General features: G+C 34.2%; 10 protein-coding genes. 1 reads left to right on the top strand and 9 read right to left on the bottom strand.

The genetic code is table 11. The features are described 5' to 3' along the window. Positions 1–152: 152 nt before the first annotated feature. Positions 153–3,347, bottom strand: coding sequence for a UvrD-helicase domain-containing protein (locus KKG99_14205; protein MBU1014149.1), 3,195 nt, complete (start codon positions 3,345–3,347; stop codon positions 153–155). A gap of 63 nt (positions 3,348–3,410) precedes the next feature. Beyond that, on the bottom strand, positions 3,411–7,793 hold the full coding sequence (locus KKG99_14200) for a translocation/assembly module TamB domain-containing protein (protein MBU1014148.1): 4,383 nt from the start codon (positions 7,791–7,793) through the stop codon (positions 3,411–3,413). Positions 7,794–7,908: 115 nt separating this feature from the next. Here KKG99_14200 and tsaD point away from each other — a divergent pair, with 115 nt between their 5' ends. After that, positions 7,909–8,931: a tRNA (adenosine(37)-N6)-threonylcarbamoyltransferase complex transferase subunit TsaD gene (tsaD, locus tag KKG99_14195; GenBank protein MBU1014147.1), complete on the top strand. Its 1,023-nt coding sequence runs from the start codon at positions 7,909–7,911 to the stop codon at positions 8,929–8,931. Here the strand turns inward: tsaD and KKG99_14190 are convergent. From KKG99_14190 to KKG99_14160, 7 genes are all read right to left on the bottom strand, one after another. Next, entirely contained in the window at positions 8,928–9,698 is a 771-nt protein-coding gene (locus KKG99_14190; protein MBU1014146.1) for a hypothetical protein, read from the bottom strand. The genes tsaD and KKG99_14190 overlap by 4 nt on opposite strands. A gap of 206 nt (positions 9,699–9,904) precedes the next feature. After that, entirely contained in the window at positions 9,905–10,762 is an 858-nt protein-coding gene (locus KKG99_14185) for a hypothetical protein (protein MBU1014145.1), read from the bottom strand. A gap of 49 nt (positions 10,763–10,811) precedes the next feature. Then, positions 10,812–12,014 carry an FprA family A-type flavoprotein gene (locus KKG99_14180; GenBank protein ID MBU1014144.1) on the bottom strand — a complete coding sequence of 401 codons (1,203 nt, stop codon included), beginning with the start codon at positions 12,012–12,014 and terminating at the stop codon, positions 10,812–10,814. Between the two features lie 19 nt (positions 12,015–12,033). Next, the gene (locus tag KKG99_14175; GenBank protein ID MBU1014143.1) at positions 12,034–14,757 is read right to left on the bottom strand and encodes a DNA gyrase/topoisomerase IV subunit A; all 2,724 of its coding nucleotides are present in this window, start codon (positions 14,755–14,757) and stop codon (positions 12,034–12,036) included. Between the two features lie 125 nt (positions 14,758–14,882). Then, the gene (locus KKG99_14170) at positions 14,883–15,338 is read right to left on the bottom strand and encodes a ferritin family protein (protein ID MBU1014142.1); all 456 of its coding nucleotides are present in this window, start codon (positions 15,336–15,338) and stop codon (positions 14,883–14,885) included. Positions 15,339–15,675: 337 nt separating this feature from the next. Continuing rightward, positions 15,676–17,013: an NADP-specific glutamate dehydrogenase gene (gene gdhA, locus KKG99_14165; protein ID MBU1014141.1), complete on the bottom strand. Its 1,338-nt coding sequence runs from the start codon at positions 17,011–17,013 to the stop codon at positions 15,676–15,678. 338 nt (positions 17,014–17,351) lie between these two features. Beyond that, on the bottom strand, positions 17,352–19,586 hold the full coding sequence (locus tag KKG99_14160; GenBank protein ID MBU1014140.1) for a LysM peptidoglycan-binding domain-containing protein: 2,235 nt from the start codon (positions 19,584–19,586) through the stop codon (positions 17,352–17,354). Positions 19,587–19,641: the final 55 nt, after the last annotated feature.

Genomic DNA, 19,641 nt, shown 5'->3' with positions numbered 1-19,641 from the left:
ACCAATTGAAGTGAAAATAGCGTCGATATCACATGATTCTGCTAAAATCAATTTAAGTAACCCAGCATCCTCAATATCCAAATCACAAATTAACTCAAGGCAATTTTAACTTTAGGCACTCTAAGTACTTCGGATGATAAAGTTATAAATAATTAATCAACCTCAACAACCTGAATATCCTCATTTATATATATTAAGTATTTATGAATATTATTATATCCCAATGTTGACAAATGCTTTGCGTAGCCTGAAATTTGCTGCTCGTGTTTGTACTCAATTTTACCCGTTTTATAATCGATGATGCTTAGTTTATTTTCTTCGAAAACCAATCGATCAGGCCTTAAAACATGACCGTCAGCAAGTAAAATCTCAGCTTCGTTTTTCACATTTAAACCATTGATAAAAAATCTCCCTGCAAGTTCATGATCCATCAACTTATTTATCAACTTTAAAACTACCTCCGAATCAGTTGATTTAATTATTCCAGATTCAACAATTTGAGCAATCACATTTTCTGCATTTTCTTTAATCTTAATTTTAGAAAGAATTAGATGAATAAGATTGCCCCATTCTTTATTTTTCTCCGGGTTTTGAATATCCCAAATCTCCGGAGCATTAGCACTGATCAATAATTTCCGGCGCCAATTTTCAGAAATGAATGATTCTAATTTAATGGATTTACCTGTTGACTCTTTCATTCCCATATCCTTCACCAATCGTTGTCCATAACTATAAGATAATTTTTCTTCTTCAAAACCACCTGATTGTTGCAAATAGTAAAGAATTAATTTAGGTATAGCTTGGGTGGTGCTTTTAGCCTCATCAATCTTTTCACTGAGGATGTATAATCGCTCTGTCGGCCTTGTAAAAGCCACATATAATATATTTATCAGATCGAGTAAGGACTTATTGGTTTCCGTTAACAGCACATCAGCATAAGCACTATTTTCAACTTCTTTTTTTGTTAGTGGCAGATAAAATGATTGAAGTTTGGGGAGGTACTCATCTTGTAAATCGATCCAGGAATGTTTAATGGTTGTTTTAACATTATTATTCGCGAAAGGATAAATTACTACCGGAAATTCAAGTCCTTTCGACTTATGAATACTTAATATTTGAATAGCATCCAAATCGTCGGGAATAATTACAGATTCTTTGGTTTGGTTTCTTTCCCACCAATCAAGAAAATCAAAAATATCTGCATGTTCTTTCGAATTGCATCTCATCACTGCATCCAAAAAAAACTGCACAAAAGGGTTCACTTCATCATTCAAATGAAAAATTCTTATCAGCTCTTCAGTAAGATCATATACCGGCAAGCTTAATAAATAAGCCGGATTTATTTCAAAATTATAAGATTTCAGATACTCCAGAAAAACATCCTTTTTAAGCTCAGAAGCAGCTTGTTCCGACAGAATCTGATTTAAAAGGTTTAATCCCTCATCCAAGGTTTCGGACACGCAATTTGCTTCTACCAAATATTTTAAAATGGCTGCTTTATAAATCCGTTCGGAAGGATTTATTAAATACTGAAAGATAGCGATGATGAAATTTACTTCTGCCGATCCGCTCAAAATAAGGGATTCGTTTGTAATAATGGGGTATTCTTGCGTTAACAAAAAGTTGGCTACCGTTGTAATTTCATCATTGCTGCGACATAAAACGGTAATTTCTTTAAAGGAGAAATTATCGTTTATTAATTCATCGACAATTTCTTTAATCCTCAACAGGTTTGCTTCTGTATATGCTTCTCCTTTTTCGCAATCAAGCAAATCAATATGAACATAACCTCCTGTGTTTTCATTATCAAATTTTTGTTTTACCTGATCATAGATAGGCTGATAATCAGCTGCCAACTGTTTAGAGATTATCTCAAAAAACGCATTATTGAACTCAATAATTTCCCTTTTTGATCGGAAATTTCGGTCAAGCGGTTTTTGTTCAAAATTCCTAATTAGCATTTGTTCACGTTCATCGGCAAGAGGCAGGTTTTCTGCCCGATACAGTTTTGGCAATTTTGCAAATTGTTCAACTTCACCACCACGAAAACGGTAAATGGCTTGCTTCCCATCTCCTACGATCATATTAAAATTTCCCTCTGCCAATGAATTATCAATCAAGGGTATAAAATTTTGCCATTGAAGCACCGATGTATCCTGAAATTCGTCAATCAAAAACGATTTATACCGTTCACCTAATCGCTCATAAATAAAAGGAACCGGTTCGTTAAATACAATTTCAGCTACCTTTTTATTGAATTCAGAGATGTGGATGATATTATTCACTTGTTTCTGCTCTTCTAATATTTTTTCGATCTCATTTAAAACTGCAACTGCATAAATTTGTTGGTGAATAATCCGGTAAAGATGAAAACGTTCTAAATCCCGATCTAAAATTGCTGTAATCTGTATGTAATAGTTCCTGATTTCATCCTTTATCGATTCTATTAAACCAGCTTCAGTAGCTTCAACCTTTTTACCGTACCATATATCATCCTCAACAGTTTTGCGGACATAATTATTGGGTTTAAAATCTTCATTATTTTGTTTAGTAAGCTTTTTTAAATAAGTGGAAATTCCCTTTGAACCATAATAAAAAGCCGAATCAGGAATTTGCCTGGTATTAATCAAATCGACGGCAGATTGTGCCAGTGGAAGGATTTGATTTTTAAAATCTCTTATAAACTTTGAAGTTTTTGAAGCTATTTCCTTAAAATCATCATTCCTCAGATCTCTAATTTTATCAATCCCTTTTCGTCCATCTTCACTAATTAGCGTTTTCGAAAATTTTAATAAATCTTTTTCGATCTGCCAGTCTGTTTCTTCACTGGTTTTTAATTTGGTAAAATTGATGAGTATTTCGGTGAGATCTTCATCAACGCCAATTTTATTGATCAAGATATCGATGGCCCTATTTAAATGTTCATCATCATCCAATTCAACGTCAAAACTAAGCGGCAGCTTTAAATCGTAGGCAAAAGACTTAATGATCCGATGAACAAAACTATCAATGGTTCCAATGGCGAAATCTGAATAATTATGCAAAATCAAGCTTAATGTTTTCCCTGCCCTCTCCTTAATTGCAGCTTCATCAAGTTTTGTTTCTTCGATGAGGATCGGAAGCATGAATTTTTTAACGGAAGAAGTCTCGCAATTACCATCAGAAGCCAGTTCTTTCAAATAACTTAGCACCCTGTCTTTTAGTTCATTTGCGGCTTTATTTGTAAATGTAATTGCCAGAATATTACGAAAAGTTGATGGTTGCTTTAGAACCATACAGAGATACTCTTTTACAAGTGTAAAAGTTTTTCCGGAACCGGCAGAAGATTTATAAACCGTAAACCCCATAAAGATATAAAAGTAAGAAGTTTTAGATTAAGTTTTAGCAGAAATCAGGACCAAGGTAGAAACTTATAAAACCGGAACTTTAACATTTTTTGATTTAGGCTTACCATTGCTGAAAAGATCTCCAAAACTGTCAAATTCGCGGCGGTAGAAAATACCGACTCCTTGAGTATATGGTGATCTATCGTCCAAAGTATTCGTGTTATAGGCTGAGTTAATATTTGAGCGGTTAAACGCTTTAATCCTAAACCTACCATCATCTGTAATTTTCACTTCTACATTTACGTCACCAACAATACCTGAAGCATTACTGGATTGTTGATTACCAAGAACTCCGAAATTTCCATCAATAAGCACACGATCATCAAATAATTGGGTTGAAAGTGCCACTTCTACTTCTTGTTCGGTGTAGGCACCACTTGGACGGTAATTAATTCCTACATCAAAATCTTTACTGATTTGAGATAGCCAGTTACTTAACTGATTTGAAAGAACATTGATAGAAGATGCTCCGATTTCACCTGCCGATGGTGTCATGTTAGAACTTGAGCTAAAGCTTCCCAACACTAATAATGAGATCATTTGCTGATTCATCTGAGCTTCATTTTCGGTATCAAGTTGTGCAAATACCTTTTGTTCATCCTCCTTATCGATATTTGGGATGGCAATACTAAAATGGATCGTAGGATCGGAAAGTTGCTGGCTCAAATCCAGAAAACAATCAATATTATACCTGCGGTCATTAGCGATATCAAATCCGGCTAAGGAAGCCTTGGTTTTGTATAAAGTCTTAATATCCAATTCTGCTTCATAAGGGTTGCCTGTCCATGAAATTTTTCCACCTTCCAAAATACTAAACTTTCTGCTAACTAAATTTTTCAGTGTAAAAAGGAAAGTACCCTTGTGGATAAAATAATCTCCAAAAATTTCAAAATCGCCCCTCGAATTCACAGTAATAGTAATATCTCCGTTTCCATCTGCCCTAATGTTACCCATTTCATAAGGCAGGAAAAGTTCTATATCAGCATCCTGTGTAACGCTTAAGTTAAGATTCAAACTCAATCCGCTTAAATCAACCTTATAATCAATTGGCTTACTAACCGTATCGGCAGAATTGACAAATACAATATAATTGGTTTCAGTCATTTCGGAGTCATAACTGATGGGAATTTTAATTTGTGTTCCCTTTTCAGAGCGGACAGCTATATCGATCACAATTTCATCCAGTGGCCCACGGATATTTATATCGCCTGAAGCAAATGCAGTACCATAAAACATGCTATTTTGAGACTTATTGGTACTTAGTCCCAATACTTTTTGGGGCTTAATATTAATATCAAATTTAAAATTGTCGAAATATTCGTGTGTAATTTTGCCCTGACAAATAGCTTGGTTTCCTAAGGTATCGTATAGTATAACATGATTGAATTGAATTTCATTTTCCCTGAATTTAATTTCATTGGATAAAGAATATTTCACGTTTGTATAATCTATTTTTACCGAGGTTCGCATCAAATTTACATTCCCAATGATACGTGGCTTTGACAGTGAGCCATCCAATAGCAAACGTCCGGACGCAAGCCCTTCTAATTCACTCATAAAATCGGATACATAAGGTGATAATATTTGTAAATCCAAATTACTCAGATCAATCCCAAAATCTAAATTATGCTCATCGCGATTAGGAAAGAATGTTCCTGCAATTCCAAATACCTTGCCTTCACCTGCATTTCCGATATTAATGATATCAAAGGAAGCTTCCAGTGAATTATTAGCATTATTCCATGTTGACCTTATCACGCCCCTACCCAACTGCTGTTCATTAAGTGCCAATTGTGCTATTCCAAGCCGGGCTGTAATTTTAGGCGAATCGTACAAATCCATAAGTTGAACTTCGCCATCTATTATTCCATCAACATTTAAGTTTGGATCGTTGATAAGTAAATCAAAATTAGAGAGATCCCAATTTCTGAAAATGACCTTCAGTGTATCATCGGCTTTTCCTGAAGCGGCCCCTGTAAGGAATAAACTCTGTTTATCGCTAAAAATATTCAGGCTATCAATTAAAAACAATGATTTATCAAAATACAGATGACTATTCAAGTCGATGTTCCATGCCCTATTATTTATGATGAAATCCGCTTTTTTTAACTTCATTTCGAATTCTGTGCGGTTATTAAATTTAAAATAGCCGGAAAGATAACCGGTATTTTCATCAATAGATTCAGAATCATTCCAGGCGACCCGGTAATTGATACTATCGTTCTGAACTGAAGCTAAGAGATTAAAATTCTCCAGACCAAATGAAGTACTATCATTTTCAGTGGCAGTTTTAAAAACCACATCTTTACTCCCGGTTAAAATAAGAAAAGCTTTCGCATTATTATCCGTTTTTAAATACCAGTCATGAAATTTAACCCCCATTAATTCAATTTCAGATGAATTGGCTTGAACATAAACAGAATTTAAATCGGTATAATAATGTCCTACAATTTTACTATTTGGTGCAATTTTAAGGCCCGGATATAAAAGATCGGTCAGCACATCCGAATTTTTAAAATTGATTTCAAAATCTAAATTTTGCGAAGTTAATATAGGTTCTACATTTATACTGTCATAGAAAAAGCGCGGGATATATTGCCCTATCAATGATTCAACAGAGACAAACAATTCTGCAAATTTAAATTTACCTTTAATATCCGCATCGATATAATCCGATCTGAGTTCTATGATTTTATTTCGAAGACCATCGTAATTTGAATTCAAGGTTAAATTATCAAGCTTATAGGTTTTATTGCCCTGCTCGTAAACCGTATTGCTAACCTGAATCATACCTTCCAGATCATCCAGGTTCAGTCCTGCATAATTGAGGTCCAATTGAGTTGAAAGGATAGCTGTTGAATCATATTTCAGCAAATTGATTTTGTAAAGGTTCGCGTGTTGTATATCTGCACTAAAATTAAATTCAGGGATATCTTTCTTGAAATCAACACTTCCGTTAAATTGAAGATCGATATTCTCATCCATTACATCAAGGTGCCCATCAAACTTCTTATCTGCCAGTTCCCCATTAATAATAATTTGATTATAATTATTTTGCATTAATTCTACTGAACTGATAACACCATCCAACCTTAATTTAATGTCTTCATTGGTTAAACCCGAGCCATTGAAATCAAGGTCAAGATTCATGGTTCCTAAATATTCAGGTATTTTTAGCATTTTTCCAAGATCAAAACTTAAAGATTGAAAATGCCCATTATAAAATGTCGAACCGAGCGAATCCTGAGTATTCATATTTATGTTGGCAGACAAGCTTCCAATTTCTGTTTTCAAGTCAAGGTCTGAAGTAAAATTTTTAAACATTCCGCTCAAATAACCAACTATGGAGCATTCACCAAACTCATAAATCTCATCCGGCAGAGCTAAAAACTTACCATCAATAGGAATTGCAAAATTTGCAAGATCTTTAGCGGAAGTATAAAATTTATTGATTATTAAATCGGTATAAGTATTTTCGATATTGGGTAAGCCTTTCATGGAAATTTTACCTTCAAATTCGGTAGAACTGCCAAATTTAAAACGAAGTTGATCTGCGGTAAAATCTTCAACAGTACCTTTGAATGAAGTATTAATAAAGATTTCATCATCCATCTCGAATAATACAGGAGCAAAGAACCCTAAATCAGCCAAATTTATCGTTGAGTTTCTAAGTTTGGCATCGATCATTACGGCATCGATAAACTCCTCATAAGCACTAAAATCATTGTAAGAAAATTTAAAATCAAAATAAAGCTGTGATTGATTTGTTTCAATCGTTATATTTTTGGCATCCAACATTTTCTCCGATAGTGCGAATTCCCCTGAAAACTGTTTGATTAAAAAACCGCTTTTTTCTATTGCATTTAGCTTATTAATTTCGAACAAAACCGTATCAGCGATAAATCTAAGATTGGCTAAATCCAGGTCAATATCATCAACTACAATCCTATCATAATCGATCCCAACTTCTGTTAATGCTTTGTTTTCATTAACCATGCTAAATTTCGATTTACTCAATCGGATGGCACTAATGCTGATATCCCATTTTTTTTGTTGAATTGAATCAGCAGAATTATTTGAGGTAAAATGATCAATCAGAAATTGAAAATTCATATCGTCTTCATTCTTATAAATTTTCAGATCGATGATTGCCTCCTTGAATTTCAATTGCTTGAAATTAAGTTTTCTTTTTTTATAATTAAACTTATCAATGTTCACTTCCACTTGTTCGGCAGAAAATATATTCTTCTGGTGCAAATCGTCGATCTCAACTCCCTTTATCAGTAAATTAAAAAAAGCAGTTACGGTTACTTCATTAATCTTAATGTCGGCGTTTAATTCTTGAGAAAGGTAAGTAGTAACCATTCTTGCCATTACAGATTGTGTGAACGGCTCTCTAAGCATCATGAAGAGCGTTAATAGTAAGGATAAAAATACTATTACGAAATTTCCAATAATATTAAGTGCTCTTTTTTTGATAACTTTGCCCCTTATTTAATGATTTAATTATATATACGTAAATATGAGCACTTTTATTTTAGGAATTGAATCTTCATGCGATGATACTTCAGCTGCTGTGATCTGCAACTCAAAGATACTATCAAATGTGGTTGCCAATCAGGCGATCCATAAAAAATATGGAGGGGTTGTTCCAGAATTGGCATCACGTGCTCATCAACAAAATATTATTCCTGTAATTGACAGTGCTCTAAAAGAAGCAAATATAAATAAAAATCAGCTTCATGCCATTGCTTTTACAAGGGGTCCGGGATTATTAGGATCTCTTCTCGTTGGAAGTTCGTTCGCTAAATCATTTTCTTTGGGTTTGGGTATTCCATTAATTGAAGTTGACCATTTACAAGCCCATATTCTCGCTCACTTTATTCAAGATAATCCGGACGATAAAATACCCCAGTTCCCGTTTTTATGTCTTACCGTTTCGGGGGGGCATACACAAATTGTGCTTGTAAAAGATCATTTTGAAATGACGATCATTGGTCAAACTATTGATGATGCTGCCGGTGAAGCTTTTGATAAAGCGGCTAAAATACTGGGACTCCCCTATCCGGGTGGTCCTCTGGTCGATAAGTACGCAAAATTGGGAAACCCGGAAATATTTCATTTTCCGGAACCGAACATGCCTGATTACGATTATAGTTTTAGCGGTTTGAAAACTTCATTTTTATACAAAATCCGCGATGAGCTTAAATTGAATGCAAATTTTATTGAGGAAAATCGTGACGACCTGTGTGCCTCCATTCAAAAAACCATTGTTCAGGTATTGATTAAAAAACTTGAAATTGCGGCTAAAGAATTAGGGATATCAGAAATTGCCATTGCAGGAGGTGTTTCGGCAAATTCGGCATTGCGGCAAAGCTTGCTCGATCGACTGGAAACATTGAGGTGGAATGTTTACATTCCTAAGTTCGCTTATACTACCGATAATGCAGCCATGATTGCAATAACGGGGTATTTGAAATATATCAAGAAAGAATTTACAGATTTTAAGGCAACTTCTTATGCCCGAAAAGATTCCAGAGTTTAGGGATCAATTTCGGTAAATCGATCATAATATTTTGATTTTAATTTTCTTTCTCTATGATCATAATGAAAATAAAATTTTGGACCTAGATTTTTGGGCAGATGATCCTGTACATAAATATTTAGCATATAATCGTATAAATTTGAGGCATATTTTTTTCCTGCATTTTCAGCAAGTTCATATATTTTTGATAGACTCAATGTATCCCTCACATAAAAAAAATTAATAGAATCATTATTTTCAGATTCTAAAAAGGTCCCATTAATACTATCACTAACCAAAAAGCTTGAATACAAGATGGGATAAAGTTCATTGGGTAGGCTGTTTCGCTTTAACTCAAACCATGAATTAAGATTAATTGCATTCAGCTCTATATAGTATTTATAATTCAAACCATCAATAAAATCTTCTGCCGAATCTTGATAAATATATTCTTCAAGCTGCATTTGGGCAAGATTCAACACATAAGAACTATCATTTAACTTTTTGAATTCATTCATTTGGTCATACTCATAAACATTAATCCCATTATTATTCAACTCCTTAATCATGCCCTGTTTGCATTTTGCCATAAAAACAGAATCGTTAATGTATTGAAGAAATAAACTCCTATTCATTAAAAACGAATCAATGTCAGAAAATTGCAAGCTATCTTTGGCAGGCATGCGATATGCTTTCAAGTTTAATTTACTTAGCTCAGAAGGGAAAAACACTAAAACTGATTTTTTATCCTTAGTCTTGACATAATTCTTTGCAAGCTTTCTTTCCATAGAACATGAAAAAATAAAAACGCAAAGCAATGGTATGATAAATAAATTTAGAGGATTAATTCTGATATTAAGCATATGTGTATATAATTAAAGAATTCATCAACAGAACATTCTTAGTATACATTTTATCTATCGAATTCACCCAAACATCCTCGTTAAGCTCAGAATTCAAGCACTTTAATATCTTTTAACCCAATACTTGCAACTTAATTATTTTCAGGGTCAATTTCGGTAAACCCATCATAATAATATGTTTGCAAGCTCTTCATTCTTCGGTCATAATGAAAATAAAAGACGGGAACTTGATTCTTGGGAAGGTGATCCTGGACATAAATATTTAACAAATAATCATAGAAATTAATAGCGTATTTTTTCCCTGCAAGTTCAGCTAAATTATAAACATCTTCCACCTGCATTGTATCAAGTTTATAGCGATAATTCACTTCTGCATAAGAAGAGGATGAACCTACAAACTGCCCTTCGAAATCATCATAAATATAATAACTTGAATATAGGACGGGATATTTTTCACCGGGTACTTGATTTCTTTCTAATTCAAACCAGGCATTCAAATTAATGGCATTTAAATCAATGTCGCCGGAATAGTAACGACCATCTATATCTGCTTCTACTTTTTCAGTATGCACATATTCTTCAAGCTGCATTTGTGCCAGGTTTATAACATAAGAGCTATCTTTTAGATTTAAAAATTCATTAATCTGATCAAATCCGTAAACCATGATGCCATGTGCACCAAGCTCATTAACCATGCTTTGCCAACATTTAGTCATAAAAAGAGAATCATTGATAAACTTTAGGAATAGGCTATTGTCCCTTAAAAATGAATCGTGATTTAACGTATGCAAACTATCATCCGTAAGGGCCTGATAGGTTTTTAAGTTAGTCTTAAATAATTCGGATGGAAAGAAAACTAAAACCGATTTTTTCTCTTTCGTCTTAACATAACTCTTGGCAATTTTTCTTTCAAGTGAACAGGAAATAAAAATGGTACTTAAGAGGAAAAATACTAACAGAGTGCGTGGTTTGATTCTCGTAGTTTGCATCTTGGCAAATAATTTAGAAAAATATCAGTAAAAGGTTCTGATAAACAATTTATTCAGCAAGTAGTTTTTTACCAAATGCCATGCCATAATCTTCTGCCTTTTTTAATTCCTCTTCAGTGGGGGTAAATTTCACAAAAAGTCCATCTTCGAAATAATCAAGTTTTAAATTTTCAAGATTGGTTTTGATCAAATCTTTTCCTTCCCCACTCCATCCATAGCTTCCAAATCCGCCTGCAAGTTTAGATTTATCACGTATCGGACTAATTACCGCAAACAATTTATAGATGGGTAACAGAATATTTTGATTAATGGTTGGACAACCCACAATGATCCCCCTGCTATTTGCTATTTTGGCATCTAATTCGCCTATTGGTGAGGATTCAACATCCATCACTTCCACTTCAATATCACCTGCCATTCTGATACCTTTAGCGATGCTTTCGGCTAATATCCCGGTTTTATGATAAGCTGATACATAAGGGATAAAAACACGATTTGAATCAGGTTCTTGTATGGCATTTTTTGCAATTTCTTCCGAAAGGTCAACATATTTTTTCCAATGGCTGCGAAGTATTGGACCATGACCAGTACATATAGCCTTAATACTCAATGGCCTGATTTTATCAATGGCTTTGAGCATAAATTTACTAAATGGCTTTAAGATCACATCAAAATAATAACGAAATGCATCGTCAAAATCACCGACTTGATCATCAAACATTTTGTCATTACAGTAATGCGCACCAAATGAATCGCAGGTAAATAACAACTGGTCTTCAACCAAATAGGTATAAATTGAATCGGGCCAATGAAGATTTGGTGCACCGATAAAATTTAAGGTTTTATTACCAAGATCCAGGCTCTGACCATCCTTAACAATCAGGTGAGGGAATTCAATTCCCATTAAATCATTTAAATACCTGATGGCATTACCGCTGCCAACAACTTTAGCTTTGGGGGCAATTTTCAATAAGTTTTTTAAATTTCCCGAATGATCAGGTTCGGTATGATTAACTATGATATATTCAATTTCTGCAGGATCTACAACTTCCTTAATTTTCGTCAAATAAACATCCCAGAATTTTTCCTTCGTAGTATCAACAATTGTTTTTTTCTCGGCATTAATAAAATACGAATTATAGGTAGTCCCATATTCGGTTTCCATTACAACATCGAAGGTAACGATATCGTAGTCCAATACTCCTATCCATTTTACATCCTTGCTAATATTCAGTATCTTATTGTCTTTCATCTCTATTAATTACAATTATTTATAATTCCAACGACATTTGCAAATTTGGATCTTCAGGTTTATTGTTATCAGCTTTTTTCTCGGTTTTAGGAGGTTCAGGATTGTATTCTAAATTCTCATCCAGAATGTCGTTCTCCTCATCTTTTTCATCTATTTCTTCATCATCCAAACCTTCATCGTCAAGCGTTTCAGTTTCATCTTCCGGAAACTCATACGGATCGGGTTCAAGCCAATTAAAAGTCTTTATGGTATAATTTGAGATCCTTTTGCCCTTTGCTTTATAACTCTTCACACCTATAAACTCATCCAACTTTATGACCTCATTGGGAACTTCTTTCAAATTCGTTTTGCTATCATAAATGACTTCAATAACGGGCAAATAATCAAAACTTAAGTCGATCAGTTTAGTATCAGAATGTTCAGGAATGAATTCGATTTTTTTACTCCCATTTGATGTAGGTTCAATGGTAAATCTTTTGATATAGGTTTTTCCCTGCTCTGCATCAAAATAAATGGCAGAAATAATTTTATGCTCATCAAATTTACCAATGTGAATCATATCCTCATCAAAATGGCTCGAAAGATCGTAATTCATCAATCTGTAATAGCCGGATTGCATGATGGTAAGTATTTTATCCTCCCCTTTGAAAGCACCTAAATAAATCCCTCTTTCATCCGAATTCAATCTTTTAACAGTATCGTCGTACCAAATATTCCTTGCTCCCAGGGTCGAAATTCCTTCGTCTCTTTTGGCTATAGATTTAATGGCGTGTTTTGTGAGGATGTTCCCCTGCGAACTCCTGCCTTTTATAGCTAATTCTGAGAAATCATAGTCGAGCGATAATTTTTTTAGACGAGGTTTTGGTCGGAGATAGATTTTAATTGATTCGGCCTCTCCATTAGGATTTGCTGAAAAGTACAATACTTTTGAATCCTCTTTACCTTTTGTGAGCGTGTATTCTTTATCCCTGGTAACACCTAAAACAGAAAACCGCTTAACATAAACACTTCCTTTTCGACCATCACGGTAAAGTATATTATAAACAGTTCGATCATCATTTTTGCGGAAGATATCCACATGAATAACATCCTTTCCAACAAACACTTTAGGTGCAACTTTGGTGACCAAAAATGTACCATCCGCTCTAAATGCAATGAGGTCGTCGATATCCGAACATTCACAAACAAAGTTATCCTTGCGCAAACTTGTTCCTGCAAAACCCTCTTCAGCATTAAAATATAAGCGTTGAGTAGCGGCAGCAACCATGGTTGCCTGTATGGTATCAAAGTTTCTTATTTCGGTTCTTCGTTCTTTACCGGCGGCGTATTTCTTTTTAATCTGACGATAGTAATTAATCGCATAATCAATTAAATTCGCCAGATGATTATTTACTTCTTCAATTTCAGCTTCAATACCCTTGATAATTTCATCGGCTTTTAATGAACTGAATTTGGATATCCGCTTGATTCTAATTTCAGTTAATCTGATAATATCCTCAGTTGTAATTTCTCGTTTAAAAACATTTTTAAAAGGTTCTAATCCTTCATCAATTGCCTCTAAAACAGCTTCCCATGTCGTACATTTTTCGATTAAAATATAAATGCGCTCCTGGATAAATATTTTTTCGAGAGAAGAAAAATGCCACTGCTCTTCAAGTTCTGAAAGTTTGATTTCCAGTTCTTTTCTGAGAAGTTGAACAGAATTATCGGCAGAGGTTCTGAGCATATCTTTTACCCCTCTAAACTCAGGCTTCCCATCTCTGATGGTGCATGAATTAGGAGAAATCGGGATTTCACAATTTGTAAATGCATACAATGCATCAATTGTTTGATCGGGAGAAACTCCGGGAGTCAGATGAATTAAAACCTCAACATTTTCGGCCGTATTATCATCAATTTTCCTGATTTTGATCTTACCCTTATCATTAGCGGCAATAATTGAATCAATAAGTGTAGTGGTATTTGTTGAGAAAGGGATTTCCGTAATTACAAGTGTTTTTTTATCAAGCTGTACGATCTTGGCCCTTACCCTTACTTTGCCACCTCTCAGTCCATCATTATATTTAGAAAAATCAGCCAGGCCGCCTGTGAGGAAATCCGGGTATATTTCAAAATCTTTGTCTTGCAGATAAGCGATGCAAGCATCAATCAATTCAATAAAGTTATGCGGTAAAATTTTTGAGGCTAAACCAACAGCAATTCCTTCTACTCCTTGAGCAAGTAATAAGGGGAATTTTACCGGAAGACCAATGGGTTCTTTGTTTCTCCCGTCGTAAGATGCTTTCCAATTGGTCGTTTTCGGATTGAATACAACATCAAGCGCAAATTTCGATAAACGAGCTTCAATATAACGGGGAGCCGCAGCACTATCCCCGGTCAGAATATTTCCCCAGTTTCCCTGAGTATCGATCAACAATTCTTTTTGTCCAAGTTGCACCAGTGCGTCCCCAATAGACGCGTCGCCATGTGGATGATATTTCATGGTATGCCCGATAATATTCGCAACTTTATTATAGCGCCCGTCATCCAGTTCTTTCATGGCGTGCAAAATCCTACGTTGAACAGGTTTCAATCCATCAAAAATATCCGGCACAGCCCTTTCCTGAATAACATATGAAGCATAATCCAAAAACCATGCTTCGTACATCCCTGACAGGTGCATCGTTTTATGCACCTCACCGGAAGAAATTTCATTTTCCAGGGCTTGTCCTAAATCATCGTTTATGTCTTCTATCTCATCCATTTATAAGTAGGGTATTTATCAAACTCCAGCCAAACATAGTCAAGTTAAAAATTTAGAAGGTGATCATAATTTTAATGAGCAAGATTCAATATTTCCTTTAAGTCTTTATAATGCGCACATTACTTTTAATTTTCCTTTAAAATATAATCATCATACTCAATTTCGAATCGTAATTTATGTTTTGATTCTTCCTGAGCCAATGAGAGGAAAATGTTTTTCAGGTTTTCGTTAGGAGCCTTAGCCGCAAGATTTGTGTATAGTCTGAACGCAGATTTTTCCTTTTTCATGGCGACAATCAATGCATCTTGATATGACATCTTTGGCGATACTTGAACATCAACCAAATAATCAGCAATTTTCAAATCATAAATTTTCTCACTTTTTAACTCAAACGAACCTTCATCCTTGATTTTTATTAACCGTGATTTATGGTTCATTTCCTCTTTGGCAAACTGATTAAATACAGCTTTCATTTCAGTATTTTTTGATTGTTCTGCCAGGTTAGAATAAAATTCAACAGCTTCCTGTTCCGAAGCAATTGCAAATTCTAAAATTTCGTTAATCGATTTGAATTCTTCCATCAAATTTATTATTACTCAAATTAATTTTTATTGCTACAAATATAAAAATTTATCCTCGATAAATTCTTTAAATCCGCTACTTAAGCTAAATTATATTAACAATTTTTAGTATAAAGACGGAATGTAGATTACGTACTTTTTCTAGAAATTGGTATAAGTAGATATTAAAGTTTTAATCTTTAGATTATGATTCAAACGGCTATAGTGATCACTTCCCGATTTCGATGATCCTTCATGAAAAATGATATTTGAACGCATTTTGGATAGAACGGCATTCCATAAAAAAGCTCCCACTCCGATAAGGAGCAGGAGCTTTAACCTAACCTAACTAATCTATTTAAACGATTCCTTGATCCAACATTGCGTTGGCAACTTTAAGAAAACCGGCAATATTCGCACCTTTTACGTAATTGATGTAACCATCACTTTCGGTACCATTTTTAACACATGCATTATGAATATTAATCATAATATTGTGCAAACGCTCATCAACCTCTTTAGCTGACCAGTTAATTTTCATTGAGTTTTGCGACATCTCCAAACCTGAAGTTGCAACACCACCTGCATTAACCGCTTTACCGGGGCCAAATAACACTTTATTGTCGTGGAAAACTTCAACAGCTTCAGGAGTAGAAGGCATGTTGGCACCTTCAGCAACACAAATCACTCCATTTTTAACCAACGCAAGCGCATCTTCTTTATTCAACTCATTTTGAGTAGCGCAAGGAATAGCAACATCGCATTTTACTTCCCAAGGATGTTTTCCCTGAACAAAGATTGCATTTGGAAACTCGTAAGAATAAGGCTTAACGATATCCTGATTTGAAGCTCTTAGTTCCAGTAAGTAATCAATTTTTTCGCCTGAGATCCCATCTTTATCATAAATATATCCATCAGGCCCTGAAATGGTAACAACTTTAGCTCCTAATTCAGTAGCTTTTTGTGCAGCACCCCATGCTACGTTTCCAAAACCTGAAAGTGCAACAATTTTACCCTTTAATGAATCATTTTTAGTTGCAAGCATTTCCTTGGCAAAATAAACAGCACCAAATCCAGTTGCTTCCGGACGAACCAGACTACCACCCCAATTAATTCCTTTACCGGTAAGAACACCTGTATGTTCACGAGCCAGTTTTTTATACATTCCGTATAAAAATCCAATTTCTCTACCACCAACACCAATATCACCGGCCGGTACATCAGTATCAGGGCCAATTGAATGCCATAACTCAAGCATAAATGCCTGACAAAAACGCATAATCTCAGCATCTGATTTTCCTTTAGGATCAAAATCAGAACCACCTTTGCCACCACCCATAGGAAGTGTTGTTAAGCTGTTTTTGAAAATTTGTTCGAAACCTAAAAATTTAAGAATGCTCAGATTCACACTTGGGTGAAATCTTAATCCACCTTTGTATGGTCCAATAGCATTGTTAAATTGAATACGATAACCCAAGTTAACGACAACCCTGCCATCATCAGTAACCCATGGCACTTTAAATGAGAAAATACGGTCCGGTTCAATAATACGTTCAATGATACCGGCAGATTCAAACTGAGGGTTCTCATTAACCACATCTTCTATTGATTCTAATACTTCTCGAACAGCTTGCAAATATTCCTTTTCTCCCGGATGTTTTTGCTCAAGGCCATTCATTATTTTTTCAAGATCCATCTTAAATAAGTTTTAATTTATATTTAGATCAGCAATTAAATTTGTTGATTTTAATTAATATTGTTAATTAATTAACAGTGCAAAGTTACACTTAATTAGTCATACAAAACAAAAAATTAAGGTAATATTTTAAAATAATTTTTGATTTCCAATCTTGTTCTTTCATTTTTAATAATTCAAGCAGATGTGCAGTTCAAATTAGTTCGGTAAATCTAACATAATAACTTATAAGTCAACAGAATTTGAGTTCATAAACGCAATCCTGATATTCTTAGATTCGTATCTTCATATCTCACTTCAAACCTCCTGAATCAATTGATATTTATCAATAAATTGACTTAATTTAACACCGGCGGAAGTTTAACTTTTTGCAAAAAATAATTATTGAACTTTATTACTTGCCAATCAGTATTTTCATAACCTTCAGTACGATTATTCTTCCTGAATTTAATAGCAGGGCCGATAAGTTTTGGATTATAATACCGGATGCAATCTTCGAAATCGGTTCCAAATTTCATGAGTGCATTTAAAAAATACCAGCTAATATCAAATCCAATAAAGGCATAATTTCCCGGCTCGGATAAAAATTCATCACGGAAACTTCTAACAAAAGATATAACATTTTGCTCATTATAATCTACAAAACTTGAGCTCAGATAATGAACATTTAGGTTCTGATAAATATTATTATCCATATTCTCAAATATCTCCCAATTGGGTATTCCAATGATCGTAACAGGGAATGTATCACATAATATGTTCAATTTTGTGAGCACATCTAAAACAAAAACATTATCCTCAGAGTTTATGATGACAACATTATTTCTTAATACAGAAGCTTGTTTCTCAAACGGTGTAAGGTTGTCAATACCATAATGTATTGTTGTAATTACATTAGGAAATGAGGTACTATCTTCAAGTGCTAACTTCAGTCTGTTTGTGTTTAATCGCATTCCTTCTAAGGAAATAATAGAATTAACTTTCTTCTCATCAATTGAAGAATCATCCGTTGCCTTTTCGATTGCTAAATTATAAATATCGGTATTTGAGGTTCTGTATTCATTAGGAATGACCTCTTTAAGCACTCTTGCGTATTCACTCAATAGATCAGCATTTTGATCGGTTTGATGATCAATGAGAAATATCTTCGCATCCTTATAATACTGATTAACTAAATTTTTAACATTTTCAATCTGATAATTATTTGTAGGCTGGTATTTAAAAACCTGTGAATTGTTATTAATAATATCAGATCGTTGCGATAACGGATTGATGATTGGAATATGGAAATTTTTCGCAAATGTTGAAGCATACCTGAAAATATCTGTAAAGAAGGGACCAATGATCAAATCCATATTTCGTAATTCCTCCTGCTGAAACACTTTCATGGCTTTAGCGATATCTTCATTTACATCATAAACGTATAAGTCGATTTTTAAGCCTTTACTTTTCAGCGAATCAACAGCCATTAAAGCTCCATAGTAAAACTGTATGAAACGAAATGGGTTTTTCGAACTCTCACTAAGTTGTTGAAGCTGACTTTGAAGGTTTTCAGAATCAAATTGAAGGGTTTCTGTTTCTTCAAGATAGAGCGGAATCATCAGGGCCACTTTATAAGTTTTTAATAGATTCCTGCTATCTGAGTAGCATTTCAAACTATCACGATTTATCGATGTTTCGGCAACAACTTCTTCCGGAACCGGAATCTCTTCAATTATCGGAGCTATACTCTCGTAAGGGATTGGTATTTTGATACTCTGACCAGACTGAACGCGGTTTCTTGCATTTGGATTTAATTTCTGTACACTTTCATAACTGACATCATAAAAATCTGCAATTTTTGAAAGTCGATCTCTTTCAAGTACTTTATGATAAATGTAGGTAACATCATTCTTTTTTCGTGGAATAAGAATTGTTTTGCCGGCAGGGAATTGATCTTCGAGTCCTTGATTTAGTTTCTTTATTTCATCAATACTGACACGAAATTTGATGGCAAGACGATATAAATTATCTCCGTATTTGCTGACGTAGCTAATATTCTGATCCTGTATTTTTTCTTTGGCAGCAGAGCCTGAAGAAGGTGTGTTTTTTTCAGAATTTTTCAATTCTTTTGGTTTTGAATCAACCGGAATCTTAATATATTGTCCTGTTTTCAATGGTTCTGACAAAGCCTTATTGGCTAATTTTAATTCCTCAACCTGCACACTGTAAATAGATGCAATTTTTTTGAAGTCTTCTCCTTGTTTAGTGATGTGATAAAAGAACTCGGTTTTACCTTTTGTGTATGATTCTAAAACAGTAGTATCCCTACTCTTAATGGGTATCTTCAGTTCTTGCCCGATTGATAAGCTCTTTTTTGATAAAGGGTTTTCAAAAATAATCTCATCCATGGTAACCTCATAAACTTTTGATAAAGAATAAAGGGTTTGTCCATGTTCTACACGATGAATATAGAACTGTTTACCGTTTATGGTTTTAGTAAACTCAGACTTATGAATGATAGGTTGTTGACCAAATGAATGACCAATTCCTGTAAAAAATAAAATAAAGATTAAAAATATCTGATTTCTCACTATTTAAGTTTTGAATATTTCAAATTGCAATGAATGATTATTTAACGCTTTTGGG

The organism is Bacteroidota bacterium (assembly GCA_018816945.1).
Lineage (GTDB): Bacteria > Bacteroidota > Bacteroidia > Bacteroidales.
Note: the sequence above shows the minus strand (reverse complement) of the source record. Positions and strands in the feature narration are given on the sequence as shown.